The sequence below is a fragment of the Enterobacter cloacae complex sp. I1M genome (assembly GCF_014982425.1).
Classification (GTDB): domain Bacteria; phylum Pseudomonadota; class Gammaproteobacteria; order Enterobacterales; family Enterobacteriaceae; genus Enterobacter; species Enterobacter intestinihominis.
Window position 1 is genome coordinate 17327 of sequence record NZ_JADCLG010000023.1, and the last position, 23335, is coordinate 40661.

Consider the following 23335-nt stretch of genomic DNA (forward strand, 5'->3'; position numbering starts at 1 on the left):
TCGGCTTCTGCCAGGCAGGACTATCACGTTAATGGTTCAGACAGGCAAACAGGTAACTCAATGAAAACAAGCAATAAAAGCGCAGCCGATCATCATGCTGCTAAACGTCGCTGGTTGAACTCTCATGAAGAGGGCTATCACAAGGCGATGGGCAACCGTCAGGTGCAGATGATCGCCATCGGCGGCGCTATCGGTACAGGTCTTTTTTTAGGTGCAGGCGCACGTCTGCAAATGGCTGGCCCCGCTCTCGCCCTGGTCTATCTGGTGTGCGGGATCTTCTCTTTCTTCATTCTTCGCGCCCTCGGCGAGCTGGTGCTCCACCGCCCTTCCAGCGGTAGCTTTGTCTCTTACGCCCGTGAATTTCTCGGTGAAAAGGCCGCGTATGTCGCGGGCTGGATGTACTTCGTTAACTGGGCAATGACCGGTATCGTCGATATCACCGCCGTTGCGCTGTACATGCACTACTGGGGCGCGTTTGGCGATGTGCCGCAGTGGGTGTTCGCCCTCGGGGCGCTGGCAATCGTCGGGACCATGAACATGATTGGCGTGAAATGGTTCGCCGAGATGGAGTTCTGGTTCGCGCTGGTGAAGGTGCTGGCCATTGTGATCTTCCTGGTGGTCGGGACCGTATTCCTCGGCACCGGTAAACCGCTGGACGGCAACGCCACCGGCTTCCACCTGATTACCGATAACGGTGGTTTCTTCCCGCACGGCCTGCTGCCAGCGCTGGTTCTGGTGCAGGGTGTGGTGTTCGCCTTTGCCTCCATCGAACTGGTCGGTACGGCGGCAGGTGAATGTAAAGATCCGCAGACGATGGTGCCTAAAGCCATCAACAGCGTGATCTGGCGTATCGGTCTGTTCTATGTGGGCTCCGTGGTATTGCTGGTACTGCTGCTGCCGTGGAATGCATACCAGGCGGGGCAAAGCCCGTTTGTGACCTTCTTCTCTAAGCTGGGCGTGCCGTACGTGGGCAGCATCATGAACATCGTGGTACTGACTGCCGCGCTCTCCAGCCTGAACTCCGGGCTCTATTCGACGGGCCGTATCCTGCGCTCCATGTCGATGGGGGGCTCTGCGCCGAAGTTTATGTCGAAGATGAGCAAGCAGCAGGTGCCTTACGCGGGTATTCTGGCTACGCTGGTGGTGTATATCTTTGGCGTGTTCCTGAACTATCTCGTGCCGTCTCAGGTATTTGAGATCGTGCTGAACGTCGCTGCGCTGGGCATCATCGCCTCCTGGGCCTTTATCGTGGTGTGTCAGATGCGTCTGCGCAAAGCAATTAAAGAAGGGAAAGCGGCTGACGTCAGCTTCAAGCTGCCGGGCGCGCCGGTGACCTCCTGGCTTACCCTGCTGTTCTTGTTGAGTGTGCTGGTGCTGATGGCCTTCGACTACCCGAACGGTACTTACACCATCGCCACAATCCCGCTGCTGGCGGTGCTGTTGATTGCTGGCTGGTTTGGCGTGCGTAAACGCGTGAATGAAATCCACAGTACCGCCCCGGTTCATCCTGGAGATGACAAACAGGATGGTCCGCTGGTGGAAGAGACGTCGCGTTAATAAAAAAGCCGGGTGGCGGCTACGCCATACCCGGCCTGCATTTCATGGTTTTCCAGGCCCGGTAAGCGCAGCGCCACCGGGCAATTCCCACCTTAAAGCGCGATACGAATCACATCGTCAGGCTGAGTGGCTTCCTGCTGACGGGTAGACTTCTGTTTCACCGTCACGTACAGCGTTTTACCGTCCGCAGACAGCGCCAGGCTGTTCGGGTAAACCGGCGTATCGAAGGTTTTGGTCACTTTGTAAGTTTTGGCGTCAATCACGCTCACCTTGCCCGCCTCGCGGTGCGTCACATAGGCTTCGTTACGCGGCGGGTTAAACAGTACGGCCAGCGATTCTGGCGCGGCGATTTTCTGCATTACGCTGCCATCTTTCAAATTCACCACCAGCACTTCAGGCTGTTTTGAATCCGTCACAAACGCACGCTGGCCGGCAGTGTCCAGGCTCAGGTTCAGGTAGAAGTGCTCTTTTCCGTCTTCCTGTACTTTCTTACGGCTGAGGATTTTGTTGGTCGCGGTATCAATGGTCACCAGCTCACCGTCCGCATTGGTGGTATACAGGCGTTTTGCCTTCGCATCCAGCGCCAGTCCGGTGCTGAACGTGCCGGTGTTCGTGATGGTGTCCTTCAGCTTCAGCGTTGCGCCATCAACAACCCAGATCACGCTCTCCTTGCCGATGCCGGTAATGTATACCGTATTGGTCGCGTCATCGGCCACCAGCTGGCGCGGCTGAAGCGGCTTCACCGTGTCGCTACGTTTGCGATCGTCCAGCACCAGGCGCCCTTTCACCTCGCTCGTTTTGGCGTCAATCGCCGTCACGGCGCTGTTGACGGTGTTACCGAACCACAGCGTCTGGGTGGCGTTATCGATCGTGGCGCCAAACGGCTTGAGATCGTTATGAATCGCCTGCGTCACTTCCAGCGTGACCGGATCCAGACGATAGACCACGCCGCCCTTATCGGTTTTGCGGCTTTGTGACGTCGCAACCCACAGCGCGTTTTCCTGCTGGCTGACGGCCATTTCATACGCGCCCTTGCCGACCGCTTTGCGCAGCATCTCTTCAGCGGCATGAACCTGGAACGTACCGGCAAACAGTAAAGAGCCCAACAGCAGAGACCCACGCAGGCGCGGCGAGCACAGATGACGTAAAGACATAACAATTCCTTTTTAAATGAGGAGATTTACCGCTGACATCGCTTCCGGCGGGCAAAGTCATCGCTTTGCCGTTATTTTAATGAGAATAGTAATCATTAATGAGTTGAATGTGGAGTATTTCTTTCCTTCAAAACCTTACATTCACGAAATGTGCGGTTATAGTTTTCATAACATTTACAAAGGATTTAACATATATACACAGGTTCCAGTTGATTTGGTTCGAATTTTTTCTTAACCGGCTTACTCCATGAAAATTATTACTGCCCATAAGGCATCACTACCCCTGTTGTTCGTTCCCGTCATTTTTGGCCCGCTGAGTGCGATGGCCGCGGATGAACAGACCATGATCGTCAGCGCCACGCCGCAAACCGTCTCAGAACTGGACACCCCGGCCGCAGTCAGCGTGGTGAGCGGCGAGGATATGCGACATGCCACACCGCGCATCAACCTTTCTGAATCCCTTGGGAGCGTACCTGGCCTGCAAATCCAGAACCGCCAGAACTATGCTCAGGATCTGCAACTTTCCGTTCGCGGATTCGGCGCGCGCTCAACCTTCGGCGTACGCGGGATCCGTATGTACGTGGACGGCATTCCGGCAACCATGCCCGACGGCCAGGGGCAGACATCAAACATTGACCTCAACAGCATAGAGAGCGTCGACGTGCTGCGCGGCCCCTTCTCTGCCCTGTACGGTAATGCCTCCGGCGGCGTGATCAACATCAACACCCAGACCGGACAACAGCCAGCCACCATTGAAGCCAGCAGCTTTTACGGCAGCTACGGCACCTGGCGTTACGGTATGAAGGCCACCGGGGCGGTGGGTGATGGTACTCAGGCGGGCGATGTGGATTACGCCGTATCCACTACCCGTTTCACCACCCATGGCTATCGCGACCACAGCGGCGCGCGCAAAAACCTCGCCAACGCGAAACTGGGCGTGCGTATTGATGATGTCAGCAAGCTGACGCTGATTTTTAACAGCGTGGACATGAAAGCCAACGATCCGGGCGGACTGAGCTATCAGGAGTGGCAGAATAACCCGCGCCAGTCACCACGTGGCGATCAGTACAACACGCGTAAGACCATTAAGCAGACCCAGGCCGGGATCCGCTACGACCGTCAGCTGAGCGAACAGGACGACCTCAGCGTGATGATGTATGCCGGTGAGCGTGAAATGACTCAGTACCAGTCCATTCCGGCGTCCACTCAGCGCGAGAATCCTGCGCATTCGGGCGGTGTGATTGATATGCAGCGTCACTATCAGGGTATTGATACGCGCTGGACCCACCGCGGCGAACTGCTGGTTCCGGTGACATTTACCACCGGGTTGAACTACGAAAACATGAGCGAAAATCGTCGCGGGTATGAGAACTTCGTTATGGACAACGGCGTGCCAGATTATGGCGTGAAGGGTAATAAACGCCGTGACGAACGCAATCTGATGTGGAACCTGGATCCCTACCTGCAAACCCAGTGGCAGCTAACGCAAAAACTGTCCTTAGAGGCGGGCGTACGTTATAGCTCCGTCTGGTTTGACTCCAACGATCGTTACATTACCCCGCAAAACGGTGATGACAGCGGCGACGCCAGCTACCACAAATGGCTCCCGGCAGGTGCGGTGAAATACGCCGTGACCGACGCATGGAACCTGTATGCCGCGGCAGGACGGGGATTTGAGACGCCGACCATCAACGAACTTTCCTACCGTTCTGATGGCAAAGGTGGCCTCAATATGAACCTGCAACCGTCCACCAACAACACCTATGAGATTGGCAGCAAAACCCGCATCGGCAATGGCATCCTGACGGCGGCGCTGTTCCGCACGGATACCGACAATGAGATCGTGGTGGACGAAAGCAAGGATGGTCGCACGACTTATAAAAACGCGGGGAAAACGCGCCGTCAGGGTGTGGAAATTGCGCTCGACCAGCAGTTTGCCGAGAACTGGAAGCTGAAGATGGCGTGGACCTATCTTGATGCCACCTACCGCACCAACGTCTGTAGCAATGCAGACTGTAGCGGCAACCGGATGCCGGGGATCGCCCGTAACATGGGATATGTGTCGTTTGGCTGGGAGCCTGAGGAAGGCTGGTACGCAGGGGCAGATGCCCGCTACATGAACGATGTCATGGCCAACGATACCAACACCGCTAAAGCGCCCTCTTATACCGTTGTGGGCCTGAATACCGGCTATAAACTCAACTACGGCAAATGGGGAATGGACGTCTTTGGTCGCGTCGATAACCTGTTCGATAAAGAGTACGCCGGTTCAGAGATTGTTAACGCTGGCTACAACCGCTATTACGAACCTGCCCCTGGTCGTAACTATGGCGTGGGCCTGTCGGTCTCTTATCGTTTTGAGTAAACCATTCTCCGGCAGCGCACGTTGCCGGTAAAAAAATAAGCTAAATAACATCATTCCCGGTTGCCTGATGCGCCGGGAATATAATCAAGGACGTTTGATACAAATAAACAAATAAGTGCGCCAGAGGGATCCTTAACTGTAGTATTGCCGTTGCAGAAGAATATTGGCTTCATCAATGGCTTTGTCGATCGCTTCCCGGCTGGCCGTCACATCCCTTTGCTCAAGCGCAGAAAGCAGATCGTCATAATGATAGGTCGCTGCGGGAACCTCGCTTAACTCTTCATGCAGATAGTGAATGCACGGACCAATCCGTACCCAGAGCTGCTCAATCAGCGAGTGAAGGGTCGGCATCTCGGCATACTGATAGAGCGTGAACCGGAACACGCGGTTGGCATGGATCGCTTTCTGTACATCGCCCTGATGCATGGCGGCACTGAAGTTATCTGACAGCGCGCGTAACGCATCCAGTTTGGTCTCGGTCATATTCTGGCACGCCGCCGCAACGGCCATCGGTTCAAGCTGCTTTCTGATGGCGTTAATTTCGTTATAGCGTTCCAGCGTCACTTCTGGCACCAAAAACGCCTGCGCTGGCGTGGCCTGTAATGCCCCCGCCGACACCAGGCGCAGCAGGGCTTCGCGCACCGGTGTGATACTGGTGCCCAATTTATCCGCAATCTCTTTTGTAACGAGTCGAGCCCCAGGTTTTAATGAGCCCGTAATTAATGCTCCCTTTAAACTGTTCTCTACTTGCAAAGTCAGACTGATTCTTTGTGCTTTTTCCATATGTTCCAAATCAAGCATGTTTAATTCCCGTAGCCAAACAAAATGCCATTTTCAGCGTCTGTTTAAAAAAACATCGCCGGTTAGATATATCCTGTATCGTCATGCCTGGTATGAGGGGCGCGCGTAATATTAAAATCGTTCAAATAATATTGCATTTTTCACTTCTGGCTCAGCTGGGCCGAGGCGCGCAAAGCTTATGGATTAATTAAAGACAATATATCGTATCTTCACAAATAATTATGGCGGACACTGCCCGCCATAACCGATGCTCTGTTTAGTCGGCCGCCACGCGGATCACAACCTTGCCGAAGTTTTTCCCCTCAAGCAGGCCAATCAGGGCGTCCGGCGCCGCGTCCAGCCCTTCCGTAACCTGCTCGCGATAGTGAATTTTGCCTTCCTGCACCCAGCGGCCCATTTCCTGCTGGAACTCGTCAATACGATGACCATAGTCCTGCGCGATAATAAAACCCTGCATACGGATGCGTTTTTTCAGGATGGTCCCCATCAGTAGCGGTAAGCGGTCCGGACCCTCCGGCAGGTTGGTCGCATTGTAGCCGCTGACCAGTCCGCAAACCGGCACGCGGGCGGAGGTATTCAAGAGCGGCAGCACGGCGTCAAAGACTTTACCGCCGACGTTTTCGTAATACACATCAATGCCCTGCGGGCAGGCTTTAGCCAGTTGTTCGTCAAAATCATCCGCATGGTGATCCAGACAGGCATCGAAACCGAGCACGTCGACCGCATGACGGCATTTCTCCTCCCCGCCAGCCACGCCGATGACCCGGCATCCTTTGATTTTACCGATCTGCCCCACCGTTGCGCCGACCGGCCCCGTGGCCGCCGCCACGACAAGGGTTTCCCCTGCCTGAGGCTGGCCGATATCGAGCAGCCCCATATACGCGGTGAAGCCCGGCATCCCCAGCACACCGAGTGCCCATGAAGGATGCGACGGGTTTTCACCCAACTTCACCAGCCCCTGCCCGTCGGATAGTTCATACTCCTGCCAGCCGCTGTAACCCAGAACCCATTCACCCTCTTTATAATCCGGATGACGGGAGGTCTCGACGCGGCTTACCGTGCCGCCCACCATCACCGCGCCAATCTCGACCGGAGGTGAATAGGATGGCGCATCGCTCATACGGCCTCGCATGTACGGATCAAGCGAGAGCCATACGGTGCGTAATAACACCTGCCCCTCTGCGGGCGCGGGGATCGGCTGCTCTTCCAGGCGGAAATTATCGGCAACCGGCGCGCCGTGTGGACGGGAAGCCAGTACCCAGCGTCGGTTTTGCGTAGTAGATTGACTCATTCATCGCTCCTTACTGCTGAAAATGTCATTCAAGTCTGGCACGTTATCCTGCGGATCGCCTGTGCATTATGAGCCGGACTGATTAAGCCGCACGACCAGATAAAGGCACGATTCATCCGTTTCGTTGATAAACCGGCAGTCGTTCGGCGGCCCGAGTTCCAGACAATCTCCGGCCTTCATTTCATGGCGAGTATCCCCCTCCAGAAAGACCAGTTCACCTGCCTGCAACCAAATCAGCTGTCGTGCCAGCGCATAAGAGGAGGCGGGCATCGGCACATCGCTACCTGCGGGTAGCTCCACCTGGACGAGGTCGATAGGCATATCGCTGCGCGGCGACACATGGCGACGCAAATAGTGGGTTTGCGGATCGCGCCAGACGGGCTGATTCGCCAGACGTAACAGTTTGCCCTCCTGCATTTCCGCGCGCGCAATAAGCGTAGACATGCTAATACCGAAGGCACCGGATAACCGCGCAAGCAGCGTCGCCGTTGGGCTACTGTCACCCCGTTCAATCTTGTGGATCATGGCGCGTGAGATACCTGCCCGTTCGGCCAGTTCGCTTAATGACCAGCCCCGCGACTCGCGTTCAAGGCGTATGCGGGCGCTAATGCGTTGATTCATATTGTCTGTCATTGTATTCATGACGTCATACTATAGTGTACGGATGGTTTTTCGGGGCAGTTTTATGACAAAAAAATAGGGATTTTGTCGTAGCGATGCAATATAAGAACTGTGTAATATTGTGAGTAAATCGTACTACTATAGTGAACAACACAGCCAGAGGTTACCCATGATTGTTCGTCATGCCTGCAAAGAAGATTGTGCCGCTATCGGTGAAATTTATAACCATGCGGTGCTGCACACCGCCGCCATCTGGAATGATAAAACTGTCGACACCGATAACCGTATCGCATGGTTTGAGGCGCGTACTCTGTCGGGTTATCCAGTGCTGGTCAGTGAAGAAGACGGAGTGGTGACGGGATACGCCTCATTTGGCGACTGGAGAGCGTTCGACGGATTTCGCCACACGGTGGAGCACTCGGTGTACGTTCATCCCGAACATCAGGGCAAAGGCATTGGCCGGCTGCTGATGACGGAGTTAATCAAGGAAGCCCGCCAGATCGGTAAACACGTGATGGTTGCCGGTATTGAGGCGCAGAACCAGGCGTCAATTCATCTGCACGAAACCCTTGGCTTTATTACCACCGGCAATATGCCGCAGGTGGGAACCAAATTCGGTCGCTGGCTGGACTTAACCTTTATGCAGCTCCAGCTTGATGAGCGCAGCGATCCGGATGCTCTGCCATGAATCAATCGTTGACGTTAGCGTTTCTGGTAGCCGCCGGGATTGGGCTGGTGGTGCAAAACACCCTGATGGTGCGCATTACGCAATCTTCCTCCACCATTCTTATCGCCATGCTGCTGAACTCGCTGGTGGGGATTGTGCTGTTTGTCAGCATTTTGCTGGTGAAAAATGGCCTGGCGGGGTTTAACGAACTGGCGTCAACGGTGCGCTGGTGGACGTTGATCCCCGGCCTGCTGGGGTCTTTTTTTGTCTTTGCCAGTATTAGCGGCTATCAGAATGTGGGCGCGGCAACGACCATTGCCGTCCTGGTGGCAAGCCAGCTGATTGGCGGCCTGGTGATGGACATCCTTAAGAGCAACGGCGTTCCCCTGCGCGCGCTGGTTGGCCCGGTCTGCGGCGCAGTGATGCTGGTGGTCGGCGCCTGGCTGGTGGCGCGGCGCCAGTTTTAACCCTTACAGAATAGTCCCACCCTGCGTAAGGTGGGCATGGCGCGCCTCCGCCTCTTCTTTATGCTGCTTACCATGATGCGCAATCGCGGTACGCAGGCGCTGCTGCTGGCTATAGCGATCTTCACGGCTGAGCTCTGCATCATCGCTTAATTCGATCAGCAGTTCGTTCATGTGAGTAATTACGCTCTCTTCGATGGTGGCATCGACGCGGGCGATAACATCATTTAAATGTGACATTGTCACTCCTTTTCACGTGCCCGGTGGCGCTACGCTTACCGGGCCTACATTTGACACCCGTAGGCCGGGTAAGGCATAGCCGCCACCCGGCAAAATACGATCAGTTCAGCTTCGCTTTCGAGAAATCGCTGCCCATCAGGCTTACGCTGTACCCGGTCACATTGCTGCGGGTCGCGTAGAACGTTTTGCCGTTAGCTAACGCAATCCACGGTGCCTGCTGGTAGAAAATCTCCTGTGCCTGACCATACAGCTTCGCACGTTCGTCCGGGTTGCTGGTCAGTTTGGCCTTTTGCACCAGCTCATCATACCCCTTATCACACCAGCGCGCGGCGTTAGATCCGGTTTTGATGCTGTTACAACCCAGTAGCACATCGGCGAAGTTGTCCGGATCGCCGTTATCAGACATCCAGCCGAACAGCGCGGAATCATGCTCGCCTTTGCGCATGCCGGAGAGATATTCCCCCCACTCGTAAGAGACGATTTTCGCCTTCACGCCCACCTTCGCCCAGTCAGCCTGGATCATCTCTGCAATGCGTCGGGAGTTCGGGTTGTACGGACGCTGAACCGGCATTGACCAGAGGGTCACTTCCGCGCCTTTCTCCAGACCCGCCTGCTTCAGCAGCGCTTTCGCTTTTTCCGGATCGTAGCCGTAATCCTTCAGATCTTTGTTAAAGCCGAGCATGTTCGGCGGGATCGGCGATTTAGCGACCGTACCAGACCCCATAAAGACCGCGTTCACAATGGCCTTTTTGTCCGTCGCGTAATTCAGAGCCTGGCGCACCAGCACGTTATCAAACGGTTTTTTCTCCGTGTTGAACGCCAGGTACCCCACGTTCAGCGCATCCACCGAGTGCAGCGTCAGGTCTTTGTTTTTCTTGATCGCTTCAAACTGCACCGGCGACGGCGCAGGAATGATCTGACACTCGTTCGTTTGCAGCTTCGCCAGACGCGTCTCAACGTTTGGCGTGATGGAGAAGATCAGGTGTTTGGTCGGCACCTCACCGTCCCAGTAGTTCGGGTTGGCGACGTAGCGGATAAGGGAATCCACCTTGTACTGCTGAAGCACATACGGCCCGGTGCCGATTGGCCAGGTGTCCACATTTTCAGGCGTGCCCTTTTTCAGCATCGCGTCCGCGTACTCGGCAGAGAGGATCGAGGCGAAGTCCATTCCCCAGTCGGCCAGGAAAGCCGCGTTGGGTTCGCTCAGCGTGAACTGAACGTGATAATCGTCGATCTTTTTTACATCCTGAATGAGCTTGTCGAGGCCCACGTCATTAAAGTATTCGTAATTACCCTGGGAAACATTGTGATAGGGATGCTTAGGGTCTTTCTGACGCATAACGGAGAAAATAACGTCATCAGCGTTAAAATCACGGGTCGGTTTGAAGTATTTATTGCTGTTGAATTTCACCCCTTTACGCAGGGTAAACGTGTATGTTTTGCCGTCTGGCGAAATGGTCCACGACTCCGCAAGAGAAGGCACCGGCGTGTTTTTTACCGGGTCGAAGTTAATCAGACGGTTATACAGCGTTTGCGAGCTGGCGACAAACGAGGGGCCAGAGCTGGCGATCTGCGGGTTAAACGACTCCGGCGACGCCTCGGAGCAGTAGATAATGGTGTCTTTGTTTGCCGCCCATGCGGCGCTTGCCGGTAGCAGCGCGCTCAGCGCGAGGGCGAGCACGGTTTTCCCTGTAAACATGGTTATGACCCTTTCGGTTTTATTATAGTGAACAGTAATAACAGCACAGACGTTTTGGCCTGACAAATAACGAATCACTATCAGGTTATTCTAAAGCCGTACATTTCGCTGGTTTTAACATCAGCCCGCAGAAACCGATTTGCCTTAAGGTCCATAATTCGTCAAGCACAACCGTCACGATCAATGCCGCAAGAAATCGTCCCTTTTGTCGTCTCCTCCGCCGTTTGCTTGCTTACCTGATTCGCTAAAGTAATGGCGTGAAGAAGTCTACAGGACCAAATCGTGGCAAAAACACTTTTACGCAGCGGTAATCTGGATGATTTTCAGGCCGTTGGCGGCGGCGGACAGGCCGTTTTTGAATCAGCGCTGCAAATCCGCGAAGCGCTTCGGTTGCGCAAACAGCAGGCTATCGTCGATTGCCTGGCCATTCCCCAGGTCAATGACGGCGGCGATCGCGTTGACTGGTACTCCCCGGTTGAGGGAACCGTCTCCAGCTGGAAGGCGGCGGATGAAGACGAGCGTTTTCGCGCCCTGCGCTATCTGGAAAACACGCTCGCCAGCATGGAGTCGCTGAGTAAAAAATGCCTTCAGTCACCGAAAACGGCGCAGCAACTGTTTGGATCTCTGCTCTCTAAAGCTTTCCAGTTTCCCGGTGAAAACTTTGTTTTCCTGGTGGATGGCAAACCGGTGATCTGCTTCTGGGGTTTCGTCAGTCTTAACGAAAACGCGCGCGACGACGTGCTGGACTGCCTGCGCGAATCGTTGGTCCCTGAACCTGAACCCGTGATGATTAACGAACCTGAACCTGAACCTGAGCCAGAACCGGCCCCGGTGGTGACCTTCGAGCAGGCCGACGCGCCGCTTATCACGCCTGTGGCTACCGTCCGTATCACCGAAGATGAGCTGTATACGCCAGAGCCGGTGCGCATGAACGCCGCGCCGCCAGAGCCCGCACCGGCGGCCATACAGAAAAAACGTCGCTCCCCCCTGTGGTTGCTGCCGGTTGCCGCCGTCATTATTGCAGCCATCGCCACCCCGCTGCTCTGGCCAAAACAGGCCCCGATCGCAGCGCCTGTTGCCACACCAGCGCCAGTACCCGTCGCCATTGCTCCGGCCCCCATAAAGACGGTTGAGCCGCTTGAACTGAAACTCCCGCTGCACCAGGCCGAAGTGGTAGAGCCGAAGGTGAAAACGCCTGCCCCGGCAGCCGAACCGGTGGTCATTACCGCGATACCGAAAGATGCGATGGTGATGGAGGCAAACCAGGTCAAAGCGGGGTTAACGCGCTTCCTGAACGGCACCTGGCGCGCGTTTCTCGATGTGCAGGATCCGCTCACCGGCAAACCGCCGTCGCTGCGCTACCAGATCCAGAACAATAAAGGTTTCGCCCGGGTCGTGCATGGCGACAACATTGTCTGCCGGGTAGACGTCTTTTCCGGATTACACAGCAACGGCGAGCTGTTGATCAAAACGCGCGGAAACGCTCGTTGCACCGACGGTTCACGCTATCCGATGCCGGAAGTGACCTGTAAGGCAGGTGCCAGCGACGTGGCGGAATGCACCGCACGTTACGATGCCAACACCGTCGTTCCTCTGACGTTCAAGAAAGCAGGTGTCTGATCCTATGCTGGTTAATCTTTGCGACTATAAACAGAGCGTGACGCTGATTGCTAACAGCGGCGTACAGTTTCTCGATTTTGGCCTGACTCCGCAGGACACCGCCAGCAACGGGCGTTTCGTGCGTAAAACGGCAAATGGCCCGCTGCTGCGCCTGGATTTTGACCTGGTCAACGGCCGGTACACGCTGCCTGCCACCGATGGCGGGAAGCCGGAAGTGGTCAAGCCTGAAAGCACCATTCCACTGCATGACTCCCTGACCGTGCTGGACGGTGTCTGGCTGCCGCTCCCTTTCCTGCGCTTTAACCCGCCGCGGACGTTTGTTGATGGCCCGGATAACTGGGCGCGCGTCCAGGTACGGAAGCTGTCCATGCCCGACGCGGCTGGCAATACGCACCGGGTCACCGTCGCGCTCGACAGCCAGATTGCGGAGCATGCGACGTCTGCCCTGTCGCCGGTTGAAAACGACATTCTTAACGGCACGCGTTTCGCCCTCGCCTGGCGCGACAGTGAGGTTGAGAGTTTCCTCGACCAGACCTGGATTGACGGCTGGCTGCGTGAAGCCTTCACACAATATGCTGACGGGGTTGAAAAACGCGCCGAGCGCGAGCTGCATCAGGCCATGCGCAGCTTTGAATATCAGGCGCACTGGCTCAACCTGCTCTCCATGCTCGGTGAACAACTCACCGTGCCGGAAGTGAAGTTTGTCACCCATACCCTGAGCACCCCTGCCATTCCTGTCGATCTGATCCTTGACGTAGGCAACACCCACACCTGCGGCGTGATTATTGAAGATCATGGTGATGCCAACGACGGCCTGCGCCAGACGGCTGAACTCCAGGTGCGTTCCCTGAGTGAGCCGCAGTTTCTGAATGAGCCGCTGTTTACCAGCCGTCTTGAATTTTCCGAAGCGCGTTTTGGCAAGCAGCACTTCTCGGTGGAAAGCGGCCGGGAGGATGCGTTCGTCTGGCCGTCGATAGTCCGCGTGGGTGATGAAGCGCGTAAGCTGGCGATGCAGCGTCTGGGCACGGATGGCAACAGCGGTATCTCCAGCCCGCGTCGCTATCTGTGGGACGAGACGCCGGTGGTGCAGGACTGGCGCTTTAGCCAGATGAACAGCAAAACTCAGCGCGAACCGCTGGCAACTGCGTTTCCGCTGATGAACCTGATGAACGACGACGGGGAACCGCTCTTTACGCTGCCGCAGGATGAGCGCCTGCCGGTGTTCTCTCCGCAGTACAGCCGCAGCACCCTGATGACGCACATGCTCTGCGAGCTGCTGGCTCAGGCGCTTGGCCAGATTAACAGCGTGGCCACCCGCCTGCGGCTCGGCTTCCCGGCCTCTCCCCGCCAGCTGCGGACGCTGATCCTCACCCTGCCTTCGGCAATGCCGAAACAGGAGCGCGAGATTTTCCGTCGCCGCATGTTCGAAGCCATCGCCATCGTCTGGAAAGCGATGGGCTGGCACCCGCAGGATGAAGATTTTGCCAGCCGCAAGCAGCAGGAAAAAAGCGTGGTGCCGGTCCCTGAGATCCAGATGGAGTGGGACGAGGCCAGCTGCGGCCAGCTGGTGTGGCTGTATAACGAAGCCATTTCCCATTTTGGTGGCCAGACCGAGGCCTTTTTCGCCTCCCTCGCCCGTCCGGATCGCGCGCCTGAGCCTGGCGTCCAGCCGGGGCGTGCGCTGCGCGTGGCCTCGATTGATATCGGCGGCGGCACGACGGATATGGCCATCACGCACTATCAGTTAGATGATGGTTCCGGGAATAACGTCAAAATCACCCCGCAGCTGCTGTTCCGCGAAGGGTTCAAGGTCGCTGGCGACGACACGCTGCTGGACGTGATCCAGCGCTACGTTCTGCCCGCCCTGCAAACCCAGCTTCAGAAATCCGGCATAGCCGATGCCTCCCAGCTGATGGCATCCCTGTTCGGTGACTCCGGGCGGATCGATACCCAGGCGGTCCTGCGCCAGCAGACGGCGCTTCAGCTCTTTATGCCGATCGGTCACGCGATCCTGGCGGCGTGGGAATCGAGCGATGTTGACGATCCGCTGGCCGGGCTGCATGCCACCTTTGGCGATCTGCTTGCGCAAAAACCGACGCGCAACGTGATGAATTATCTCCAGCAGGCGATCGACCATGCGTTGCCTGCCAGCTCAGAACACTTTGATCTGTTCAGCGTCCCGCTGCACGTCAGCTTCCGGGAGATGCGGGACGCCATGCTGGCGGGTCAGTTCACGCTTGCCGCCCCGCTTCATGCGGTATGTGAGGCGATCTCTCATTACAGCTGCGATATCCTGCTTATCACGGGACGGCCAGGCTGTCTGCCCGGCGTTCAGGCCTTGATTCGCCACCTGCAACCGGTGCCCGTCAACCGCATCGTCTGGCTGGATAAATACCAGGTTCATGAATGGTATCCGTTCAGCCAGCAGGGACGGATCGGCAACCCGAAATCCACCGCTGCGGTGGGAGCGATGCTCTGTAGCCTGGCGCTGGATCTTCGTCTGCCGCGCTTTAACTTTAAAGCAGCGGATATCGGCGCGTACTCTACGGTGCGCTATCTGGGCGTGCTGGATAACACGATCAATACCCTGCGGGACGAGAACGTCTGGTATCACGATATAGACCTCGATAAACCCGGCGCGAAACTGGACGCCCGTCTGCACTTCCCGCTGCGCGGCAACGTTACGCTCGGCTTCCGGCAGTTGGCCAATGCCCGCTGGCCCGCGACGCCGCTCTATACCCTGAGCATCAACTCAGCCGAGCTGGCGAAAGCCATTGCGGGCGACGGTGTACTGAACGTGCGCCTGAAGCTGCGTGGCGGCAATAAGCAGGAGGGGCCGGAATCTTTCGAGCTGAGTGATGCCTGGCTACAGGACGGCACGCCAGTGCCGCCGGACGCCCTGACCTTTAAACTGAATACTCTGGCCGATCGCCGACACAGCGGCAGCCACTACTGGATCGACAGCGGGAGCGTATACCTTAAATGACTGCGACGACTGCCACCACTCAGGCCTTAATCGGGTGGATCAACGAGACGCGACAGCACGCCCCGATGCTGGATAACGAAGCCGACGCCCTGCTTGCCCGCCTTAACGCCGCGCGCGCGCGTGAAGAGGCCCTCGAACGTGCCCTTGTCTGCCAGGGCAGCATCGGCTTATACGGCCACTCGCAGGCCGCGAAAGCGCATCTGCTGGCCTCCCTGTGCGGCAGCGACGACGAACGGCTGAACGTTACGCCGGGTCAACGCACGTTTGATTACTTCTCGCATATTAACCCCGGGCATGCGCCGACCAATATGGCCGTGCGTTTCACCAGAGCGACCAGCGAGGTCGCAGACGACGCGTTTCCCCTGCGCCTGAGCCTGGTAACGGAGGCCGAGCTGGTACAGCTGTTTATCGCCCGCACCACGTTGGATCCGCAGATCCGTGCGGTGGATAAATCGGTGATTGAAGCCCGGCTTGAGAAGTGGCGTACGCTGCGTCAGCCGCACAGCGTGCCGGGAATAACGGCGCAGGAAGTCGCGACCGTTGCCCGGTTCTGGCAAACCGTAGTACCCGGCGCTAAGCAGCATATTGATGATGCCCTGTGGCACCAGTTTGCCCTGCTGGTTCCGTCGCTTGATCTCAGCACCCGCGCCAGCGTCTGGTCTCTGCTGTGGGGTGAGCAGCAGGAGTTAACCCAGCAGTGGCTTAAACTCGCCCAGGTGCTGCATCAAACCAGCCATGCCAGCGCGCTTGCGGCGCCGTTGAGTCTGCTGGTGGACAGTTTTGGTCTGCCGTGTGAAGGTTTCCTTACTCACGGGGCCTTTACCGTGCCGGAAGCGCAGGAAACATTGCTTCATCCGGTAAATAACGGCGAGTTGCTTAATGCCATTAGCCTGCCCGTCGATGTGCTGGCCTGCCTGACCCGCGAAGTGGTGCTGCCCGTTGAAAACTGCGTTCTGGATAACGTAGATATTATTGATATTCCGGCCATTTCTGAGGAAAACACGCCGCTGATGACGCAGGCAAAATGCCTGTGGTTGCTGGAGCATTATCGTCAGCACATACAGCCGGATGTCCTGGTTATCTGCAATGCGACGGCCCACCACCAGCAGACGGCAAAAACGGCCAGACTCCTGCAAAACTGGGTCAAAGAGACGCAGCCGGTGGAAGAGTCCGCGTTGCCGGGCCTGGTCTGGGCCATTACCCCTCACGATGCGCGGTTTAACACAAAGCAGAATCTGGACGAAGCGGTGCAACAGTTGCTGGGCCAGCCGGGTCTGCGCTGGGGCACGCTCCAGGCGCTCGATACCCACAGTATGCAGCGGGTAATTGAATGGCTGTCGCAGGCTACCCTTCCAGCACAGCGCCAGAAGCGTCTCCACGCGCTGAAAAGGCTGTTGCAACAGTCTCTTTCGACGCTGATGCGCGCATACGTCGCCCCACTCACTCAGGAGCCAGGCGCAGGGCGGGCAGAGGCCGAAAAAATGGTCCGAACGCTGCAAGGCAGCGCCGCTCGTCATGGTGAACTGCTTGAAGGACTTCTCCCGCCGTTAAATGCGTTTGAGACGCTGCTGACGGTTCACCAGCCCCGTGAGGAACAGGTCAACGGCCTGTTTAACGACGTTATCGATCTGTTTGCGGAAGAGACGCCGGAATATCCAGGCGCGTTGCAGACCAAAGACAAGGCGCGACTGGCCCATAACGTGTGGGTTAACCATCTTCGTCAGTGGTGTCGCAACGACGCGGCCGCCACCCGTCTGGGCCTGGACCCAGAGGTATTGCAGCAAATTGCGGATGTGCTGATCGTTACCAGCTACCGGCTGGATCTGCCGCTGCAACTGCAACGTATTGCAGAAACAGATAAAAGCAGTGCTGCGCAGCTGCATGCCGCGACAGGCAATTTCGTTAGCTGGCTTGGCTATGAACTGACGCCCGTTTCTGAACGGCCTGCAAGCCGGATCCGCAAAGGTCAGCCAATTTTTGTGACGCCAGTTGTGAGCAATGCTTCACCCCGTCTTACCCGACTTGGCGAGCAGCCTGTTCATGCGGCGACAGCCTATGTTTATGACTGGCTGGTTGCGCTCTACACCCGCGCGATTGAGAATGTGGATTATCAGTGCCCGTATGACATTAAGCCTGCTGCGCGGAAAGCCTTGTCTGCCTTGCTGTCTTAATCATTGCAGCCCGCAGCAATGCGGGCTACCCCTTCATGATCCGTTTATGAAGCCAGACAAAGCCTGAGCCAACGCTGACGGGTTTTCCCAGGACATTGAATGGCCCGCATCAGGGATAATTTTTACAGCAACGCCTTTATGTTGCAGGCGATTAAAATCTTCATCAGGCAGGGACCACTCACCAAAAACTAACATGACCGGGCAGCTCAATGACAAAAACAGGTGTTCCCAGTCGGGTTTAACGCCCTTGACCAGGCTCGTTGCGCCGCGCCAGACGGCCCAGGGGGCATTGCTTTGAAGGCTTCCAGACCACGCCGTCGTTTCCGCCCGCAGCATGTCATCATAGCCCTGTTCCAGAAAATGTTGTTCCGTTTGGGCCGCAATTGCCCGGCTGAACATCCCGCCACCCGCATGAAAATTGGGTTCAGACACTATCAGGCCTTTAACGCGTGACTTTAGCAGCGTTGCCGTTTCGATAGCGATACTCCCCCCCATGCTATGACCATAGAGCCAAAGACTATCCAGGCCGAGATGGTCTAACAGTTCAACCACCACCTGCGCCTGTTCACTTGTGCGATAACGGTAGTTGTCAGGTTTGTCACTGTAACCGCTACCGGGGAGATCGATCAGAATGGCTCTGCGCCCCCCGAAACGGGTATCACAGACAATACGAGGATATTCATACGACGATGCACAGCCCAACCCGTGGATAAACACAACCGGGTCACCGAAACCGGGAAGATCCTGCCAGCGCACCGTGCAGCCTGCTTGCTGTGAATAGAAACTGTTCATAAGCACTCCATGTATGACGGACTGTATATTTATACAGCCTCAATGTATGGAATGCTATGTCTGGATGCCGATTCTTGAAGCGTGCTTCAGAAAAGAGAGATTAACAGGGCAACAGGAAAGCTCATCGGCCAGGTAGATCCCACCAGGAATGCGCTCAACAGGCGAATACGTTTACGATCTTTAGACAGGAACCAGGTAATTAATGCGCAGATGGAGGCCATGATTGCGTAGAAAACCAACATCTTTTGATACAACGTCATTCTGTTTACCTGAGCCGAAAAATAACCGCACGCAATATGCGTCATATGTTGACACAGATCAAGTTTTTTCGTTACACAATAACCACTTAATTATTAATGATAATAACAACTGAGTACCTTGTGTAACAACGCCGGGTAAAGCAAAACGGTTATTATTGATAAGATGCATATAGAATGCACTTTTTGGTAAATCCATCCCTGCAGAAAGCAGTCTAATAAAAGCAGGCTTTTAAGGGAGGAAACATGCTACGCATTCCGCAGAGTTGCATTCACACCCGTTCCACGCCTTTCTGGAACAAAGAAACGGCCCCCGCCGGCATTTTTAAACGTCACCTTGATACGGGCACGCAGCCGGGCGTTTACCCTCGCCTGTCGGTGATGCGCGGCGCGGTGCGTTATCTGGGCTATGCTGATGAATTTACACCTGAGCCTGACAGCGAGCTCGTCATTGAAGCGGGTCGTTTTGGCGTTTTCCCGCCAGAGAGATGGCACCACATTGAGGTGATGACCGACGATACCTTGTTCAATATTGAATTCTTTGTTGAACCTGAGGTGCTTAAGTCCCTTTAAGCGTCCGACAACATGAAGGAAACTATTATGTTACGTATTCCTGAAAACTTTGTTCATACCCGCTCGACACCGTTCTGGAATAAAGAGAGCGCCCCAAAAGCGCTTTTTACCCATCACAACACCAAAGCCGGCGTGTACGGTCGGTTGTCCGTCATGCAGGGTGCGGTGCGTTACTTTGGCTTTGCCGATGGCGATGCCACCGAACCCGATCTAGAAGTGATCATTGAGGCCGGTTCTTTTGGCATCTCGCCACCGCAAAAATGGCACCGCATTGAGCTACTGACCGACGACACCTATTTTAATATCGACTTTTTCGCGGATCCTGCCGTCACGCTCAGCGGTGCGGGTATCGGTAAAGTGGTCAACACGCATAAGGAGTAAATAATGGGTAAGGCTACCTATACCGTGACCGTCACCAACAACAGCAACGGCGTGTCGGTGGATTATGAAACAGAAGCGCCAATGGAGCTGTTGATTCCGGACGTCGCGGCAGATGTCGTGAAGGATCTGGTGAATACCGTTCGCGCCTACGATACGGAAAATGAACACGAGGTATGTGGCTGGTAAGCTGAATCGCCCGGCACTGCGCCGGGCATGAGGGTTTAGTGTTTAAACATGACATGTCGGACTACCGTGTAATCCTCAAGTCCGTAGACCGACATATCTTTGCCATAACCGGATAACTTCATCCCGCCGTGCGGCATTTCGCTCACCAGCATAAAATGGGTATTGACCCAGGTGCAGCCATACTGCAACCGTGCGCTAAGGCGATGGGCGCGTCCGACGTCTTTTGTCCAGACGGACGAGGCCAGGCCGTATTGCGAATCGTTAGCCCAGTTCAGCACCTGCGCTTCATCCTCAAATTCTGTCACGCTGACCACCGGGCCAAACACTTCTCGCTGGACGATCGCATCTTCCTGCTTCGCCCCGGCCAGCAGCGTTGGCTGGAAGTAATATCCTGCCCCCTCTCTTTTACTGCCACCGGTGACGACGCGGATATGTCCAAGGGCTTTGGCTTCATCCACGGCAGCGCAAACGCGGGAAAGATGCGCTGCGGAGCTGAGCGGGCCCAGCTCCGTTGATGTATCGTCCGGCGCGCCCATTTTCAGGCTGGTAACAGCTGCGCCCAGCTTTTCGACCAGCGCGGAGTAAATCCCCTTCTGGGCATAGATACGACAGGCTGCGGTACAATCCTGACCAGCATTGTAGAAACCAAACGTACGCACGCCTTCAACCACGGCATCCAAATCTGCATCGTCAAAGACAATGACCGGGGCTTTTCCACCCAATTCCATATGGGTACGTTTAACTGAAGATGCGGTATGCCCGATAATATGTTCTCCGGTAGCAATAGAGCCGGTGAGAGAAACCATACGGACTTTTTCGTGCCCGGTCAGCGGATCTCCTACGGTTTTGCCGCGACCAAACAGCACATTGAGCACGCCTGGCGGGAAGATATCTTTCGCCAGTTCCGCCAGCTTCAGCGCCGTCAACGGGGTGATTTCAGACGGCTTGATGACGACACAGTTTCCCGCCGCCAGCGCGGGCGCCAGCTTCCACGCCGCCATCATCAGAGGATAGTTCCAGGGCGCGATAGAGACGACAACGCCAACCGGGTCGCGGCGAATCATTGAGGTATGTCCTTCGAGGTATTCTCCGGCAGCCAGCCCATTCAGGCAGCGGGCGGCCCCGGCAAAGAAGCGAAACACATCGACCACGGCCGGGATCTCATCTCCCTGGACACAGTGCAGCGGTTTCCCGCAATTTAGCGACTCCAGTTGTGCGAACGCGTCAGCGTTGGCTTCTATTACATCAGCCAGTTTCAACAAACTTTCGGCGCGCGTTTTGGGCGTCGTTTGCCCCCACTCAGTGAACGCGCGATCGGCAGCCTGGACGGCAGCGTCCACCTGTGCTGCCGACGCTTCAGCAATCTCCAGCAATACTTCACCCGTGGCAGGATTGTAAACCGCCTGCTTCTCACCCTCGCCGGTCACCAGTTCACCATTAATCAGCAGTTGATTTTGCATAGCATCGTCCTGTTGAAATCGACATAGTTTTCGCTGTCAGCACACGTTCTGGCGGGTCGATGAGTGACAACGTCACGTCACCAATCCGCACTCCCTTACTAAAGGTAGACCGCGCATCATGTCGCTTCAGGAATTTTCATCAAGGTGTGACTGGGGGCAGCATCATTTCGCGAATTAACGCCGCCAGCTGGACGACCGCCTGCTCCTCCCGCTCGCCCCATCCCCATGAGGTATTGAAACGGAAAAACGGTGTCCAGATATTGGAGGTGGAAAACATTTTGCCGGGCGCAATGCTGATTTGATGAATTAATGCCTTTTCACTCAACTGCCCCGCATCCAGCTGTTCAGGCAGTTCCAGCCATAAAAAGTAGCCGCTGTCGTTATGATGGATTTTGACGCCAGCAGGCATATGGCGCAAAAGCGATTGCCAGGCCTGCTGTTTGCGTTCAGCAAGCGTGCGCCGCAGGCGACGAAGGTGGGCGTCGTAACGTTTGGTCGCCAGGTAATCCACCAGCGCCAGCTGCATGGGGGAGCTGGTGGATAACGTACTCATCAGCTGTAACTGCTGAATACGGCGCGCATGTTTTCCCGCCGCCACCCAGCCAATACGGAAACCGGCCACCAGACACTTAGAGAATGAGGAGCAGTGCAACGTCATATCCTGCTTATCCCAGGCCTTTGCCGGAAGCGGCTTTTCGCGGCCAAAGTAGAGTTCGCTGTAAACATCGTCTTCAATCAGCGTGACGTTATGCCGGGTTAATAAGGCCACCAGCTGAGCTTTCTTTTCTGCACTCAGCGTGAAGCCGAGCGGGTTCTGACTGTTGGTCATCAGCCAGCAGGCTTTCACCGGATAATCATTTAACGCCTGCTCAAGGGCACTGAGATCGATGCCCTCACGCACGTCAGTAGCAACCGACAGCGCTTTCAGTTTCAGACGTTCAAGTGCCTGGAGTGCGCCATAAAAACAGGGGTTTTCAACGATAACCCAGTCACCTGGTTCAGTGACAGCCTGCAAACTAAGGTTGAGTGCTTCGAGCGCGCCCGCGGTGATCACAATTTCGTCCGGGGAGATATTCATCCCCTGCTGAGCGTAGCGACGGGCAATGGCATGACGTAAGTCGACGTTACCCGGCGGCAGGTTTTCAATCACACTCATGGCCGTGGCCGTTTTACTGACATTAGCCAGCGAGCGGTTGAGTTGCTGAAGCGGGAACAGGCGCGGATCGGGAAATGCCGAGGCAAAAGGGACAACGGAGGGGTCGCGGCTGGCCTGTAGCACGTCGAAGATATAGGTGTTGATGTCAACTACTTCATCGCGCATCACCTGCGCGGGCGGTGCTGGCTGGTGTGTGGTCGGACGGGCGGCAACGTAATAGCCTGACTGCGGTCTGGCAACAATGCGCCCCTGACTTTCCAGCATCTGATACGCGTGGCCCACGGTCATGAAACTCATGCCGCTGCTTGCCACCTGCTCTCGCAGAGAAGGCAGCTTATCGCCCGGCAACCATACGCCAAGCTCAATCTGCGAGATAATTTGTTGCGCCAGACGCTGGTATTTTTTCATCAGATTCTCCTTATTGCTGACAGTGTATATCAGCAGGAGAAAAAGAGAAAAATTTGCTAACTGTTATGGGAAACGCGGTAGATTACTTGCGGTACTCAGTAATGTGATTCTGAGCAGAACGCGCTGCGGCCAGGTGGTCGAGCGTGATCATCGACGATTTGCAGAAAATGCATTTTGCGCCGAACGGATTTTTGTCAGACACATCAAAAGCTGAGGTGCGGTACTGCGAGCCATGACAGCATGGGCAGCGGAAATGGATATAAGAAGTCATAGGATTCTCCTGTAAACGTAAAAACGTAAATTACTCATGAGCCGATCAGGCAAAAGTTGGTTCGATACAAAACTAATCGGAATGTAGATAAAGACCCAAGAGAGGCTGCGGAGAGGCACAACGTGATGAGAACTGCTTTATAAAACTACGTCAGATATTTATTTGGATTCAAAACCAGAAATCCATTAACGCATGTTGCTGGGGACAAAGCAAGC

At 55.7% G+C, this 23335-nt stretch carries 21 protein-coding genes; 10 read left to right on the forward strand and 11 right to left on the reverse strand.

Annotated features, from left to right (window positions below; all coding sequences use genetic code 11):
- The first annotated feature begins 60 nt into the window (after positions 1–60).
- Positions 61–1557 (forward strand): L-asparagine permease, encoded by a 1497-nt coding sequence (gene ansP / locus INF86_RS14375; protein WP_022648235.1) that lies wholly within the window; start codon positions 61–63, stop codon positions 1555–1557.
- Positions 1558–1649: 92 nt separating this feature from the next.
- On the opposite strand, the gene INF86_RS14380 is transcribed toward ansP, so the two are convergent.
- Positions 1650–2711: a YncE family protein gene (locus INF86_RS14380; RefSeq protein ID WP_193543643.1), complete on the reverse strand. Its 1062-nt coding sequence runs from the start codon at positions 2709–2711 to the stop codon at positions 1650–1652.
- A 247-nt stretch (positions 2712–2958) separates the two neighbouring features.
- Here INF86_RS14380 and pqqU point away from each other — a divergent pair, with 247 nt between their 5' ends.
- A complete protein-coding gene (pqqU, locus tag INF86_RS14385) occupies positions 2959–5076 on the forward strand; it encodes a TonB-dependent receptor PqqU (protein WP_193543644.1) in 2118 nt (705 codons plus the stop codon).
- Positions 5077–5208: 132 nt separating this feature from the next.
- On the opposite strand, the gene INF86_RS14390 is transcribed toward pqqU, so the two are convergent.
- From INF86_RS14390 to INF86_RS14400, 3 genes are all read right to left on the reverse strand, one after another.
- Entirely contained in the window at positions 5209–5877 is a 669-nt protein-coding gene (locus tag INF86_RS14390) for a GntR family transcriptional regulator (protein WP_022648238.1), read from the reverse strand.
- Positions 5878–6133: 256 nt separating this feature from the next.
- On the reverse strand, positions 6134–7168 hold the full coding sequence (locus INF86_RS14395; RefSeq protein ID WP_022648239.1) for an NADP-dependent oxidoreductase: 1035 nt from the start codon (positions 7166–7168) through the stop codon (positions 6134–6136).
- Positions 7169–7234: 66 nt separating this feature from the next.
- The gene (locus INF86_RS14400) at positions 7235–7810 is read right to left on the reverse strand and encodes a helix-turn-helix domain-containing protein (RefSeq protein ID WP_017382277.1); all 576 of its coding nucleotides are present in this window, start codon (positions 7808–7810) and stop codon (positions 7235–7237) included.
- 148 nt (positions 7811–7958) lie between these two features.
- Between INF86_RS14400 and INF86_RS14405 the strand changes: the two genes are divergently transcribed.
- Together INF86_RS14405 and INF86_RS14410 are read left to right on the forward strand one after the other, a co-directional pair.
- Complete coding sequence (locus INF86_RS14405) at positions 7959–8477, forward strand: GNAT family N-acetyltransferase (RefSeq protein WP_023306282.1); 519 nt, start codon at positions 7959–7961, stop codon at positions 8475–8477.
- Positions 8474–8923 carry a DMT family transporter gene (locus INF86_RS14410; protein ID WP_022648242.1) on the forward strand — a complete coding sequence of 150 codons (450 nt, stop codon included), beginning with the start codon at positions 8474–8476 and terminating at the stop codon, positions 8921–8923. Before INF86_RS14405 ends, INF86_RS14410 begins: the two co-directional genes overlap by 4 nt.
- Positions 8924–8926: 3 nt before the next feature.
- Here INF86_RS14410 and INF86_RS14415 read toward each other — a convergent pair whose 3' ends face one another.
- Positions 8927–9160: a YdcY family protein gene (locus INF86_RS14415; RefSeq protein WP_045308172.1), complete on the reverse strand. Its 234-nt coding sequence runs from the start codon at positions 9158–9160 to the stop codon at positions 8927–8929.
- A gap of 100 nt (positions 9161–9260) precedes the next feature.
- The gene (locus INF86_RS14420) at positions 9261–10859 is read right to left on the reverse strand and encodes an ABC transporter substrate-binding protein (protein WP_045308173.1); all 1599 of its coding nucleotides are present in this window, start codon (positions 10857–10859) and stop codon (positions 9261–9263) included.
- A gap of 282 nt (positions 10860–11141) precedes the next feature.
- On the opposite strand from INF86_RS14420, the gene INF86_RS14425 reads away from it, so the two are divergent.
- Genes INF86_RS14425 through INF86_RS14435 form a run of 3 tightly spaced genes read left to right on the forward strand, consistent with a single transcriptional unit; the run spans position 11142 to position 17636 of the window.
- Positions 11142–12479 (forward strand): SrfA family protein, encoded by a 1338-nt coding sequence (locus INF86_RS14425; protein ID WP_193543645.1) that lies wholly within the window; start codon positions 11142–11144, stop codon positions 12477–12479.
- A 4-nt stretch (positions 12480–12483) separates the two neighbouring features.
- On the forward strand, positions 12484–15465 hold the full coding sequence (locus INF86_RS14430) for a virulence factor SrfB (RefSeq protein WP_193543646.1): 2982 nt from the start codon (positions 12484–12486) through the stop codon (positions 15463–15465).
- Complete coding sequence (locus INF86_RS14435) at positions 15462–17636, forward strand: virulence factor SrfC family protein (protein ID WP_193543647.1); 2175 nt, start codon at positions 15462–15464, stop codon at positions 17634–17636. The genes INF86_RS14430 and INF86_RS14435 overlap by 4 nt, the downstream gene beginning before the upstream one ends.
- A 33-nt stretch (positions 17637–17669) precedes the next feature.
- On the opposite strand, the gene INF86_RS14440 is transcribed toward INF86_RS14435, so the two are convergent.
- Both INF86_RS14440 and INF86_RS14445 read right to left on the reverse strand, forming a co-directional pair.
- Positions 17670–18428: an alpha/beta fold hydrolase gene (locus tag INF86_RS14440; RefSeq protein ID WP_193543648.1), complete on the reverse strand. Its 759-nt coding sequence runs from the start codon at positions 18426–18428 to the stop codon at positions 17670–17672.
- A gap of 86 nt (positions 18429–18514) precedes the next feature.
- Positions 18515–18688 (reverse strand): GhoT/OrtT family toxin, encoded by a 174-nt coding sequence (locus INF86_RS14445; protein WP_003856960.1) that lies wholly within the window; start codon positions 18686–18688, stop codon positions 18515–18517.
- A gap of 243 nt (positions 18689–18931) precedes the next feature.
- On the opposite strand from INF86_RS14445, the gene INF86_RS14450 reads away from it, so the two are divergent.
- The 3 genes from INF86_RS14450 to INF86_RS14460 are packed head-to-tail and all read left to right on the forward strand — an operon-like array spanning position 18932 to position 19825.
- The gene (locus INF86_RS14450) at positions 18932–19258 is read left to right on the forward strand and encodes a DUF1971 domain-containing protein (protein WP_022648249.1); all 327 of its coding nucleotides are present in this window, start codon (positions 18932–18934) and stop codon (positions 19256–19258) included.
- Between the two features lie 27 nt (positions 19259–19285).
- Positions 19286–19639, forward strand: a complete 354-nt coding sequence (locus tag INF86_RS14455; RefSeq protein WP_022648250.1) for a DUF1971 domain-containing protein — start codon at positions 19286–19288, stop codon at positions 19637–19639.
- 3 nt (positions 19640–19642) lie between these two features.
- Complete coding sequence (locus INF86_RS14460) at positions 19643–19825, forward strand: DUF1869 domain-containing protein (RefSeq protein WP_003856955.1); 183 nt, start codon at positions 19643–19645, stop codon at positions 19823–19825.
- 35 nt (positions 19826–19860) lie between these two features.
- Here INF86_RS14460 and patD read toward each other — a convergent pair whose 3' ends face one another.
- From patD to INF86_RS14475, 3 genes are all read right to left on the reverse strand, one after another.
- On the reverse strand, positions 19861–21285 hold the full coding sequence (gene patD / locus INF86_RS14465) for an aminobutyraldehyde dehydrogenase (protein ID WP_193543649.1): 1425 nt from the start codon (positions 21283–21285) through the stop codon (positions 19861–19863).
- A gap of 139 nt (positions 21286–21424) precedes the next feature.
- Positions 21425–22849: a PLP-dependent aminotransferase family protein gene (locus tag INF86_RS14470; protein ID WP_063163004.1), complete on the reverse strand. Its 1425-nt coding sequence runs from the start codon at positions 22847–22849 to the stop codon at positions 21425–21427.
- An 82-nt stretch (positions 22850–22931) separates the two neighbouring features.
- The gene (locus tag INF86_RS14475; RefSeq protein WP_017693360.1) at positions 22932–23120 is read right to left on the reverse strand and encodes a hypothetical protein; all 189 of its coding nucleotides are present in this window, start codon (positions 23118–23120) and stop codon (positions 22932–22934) included.
- Between the last annotated feature and the right edge of the window lie 215 nt (positions 23121–23335).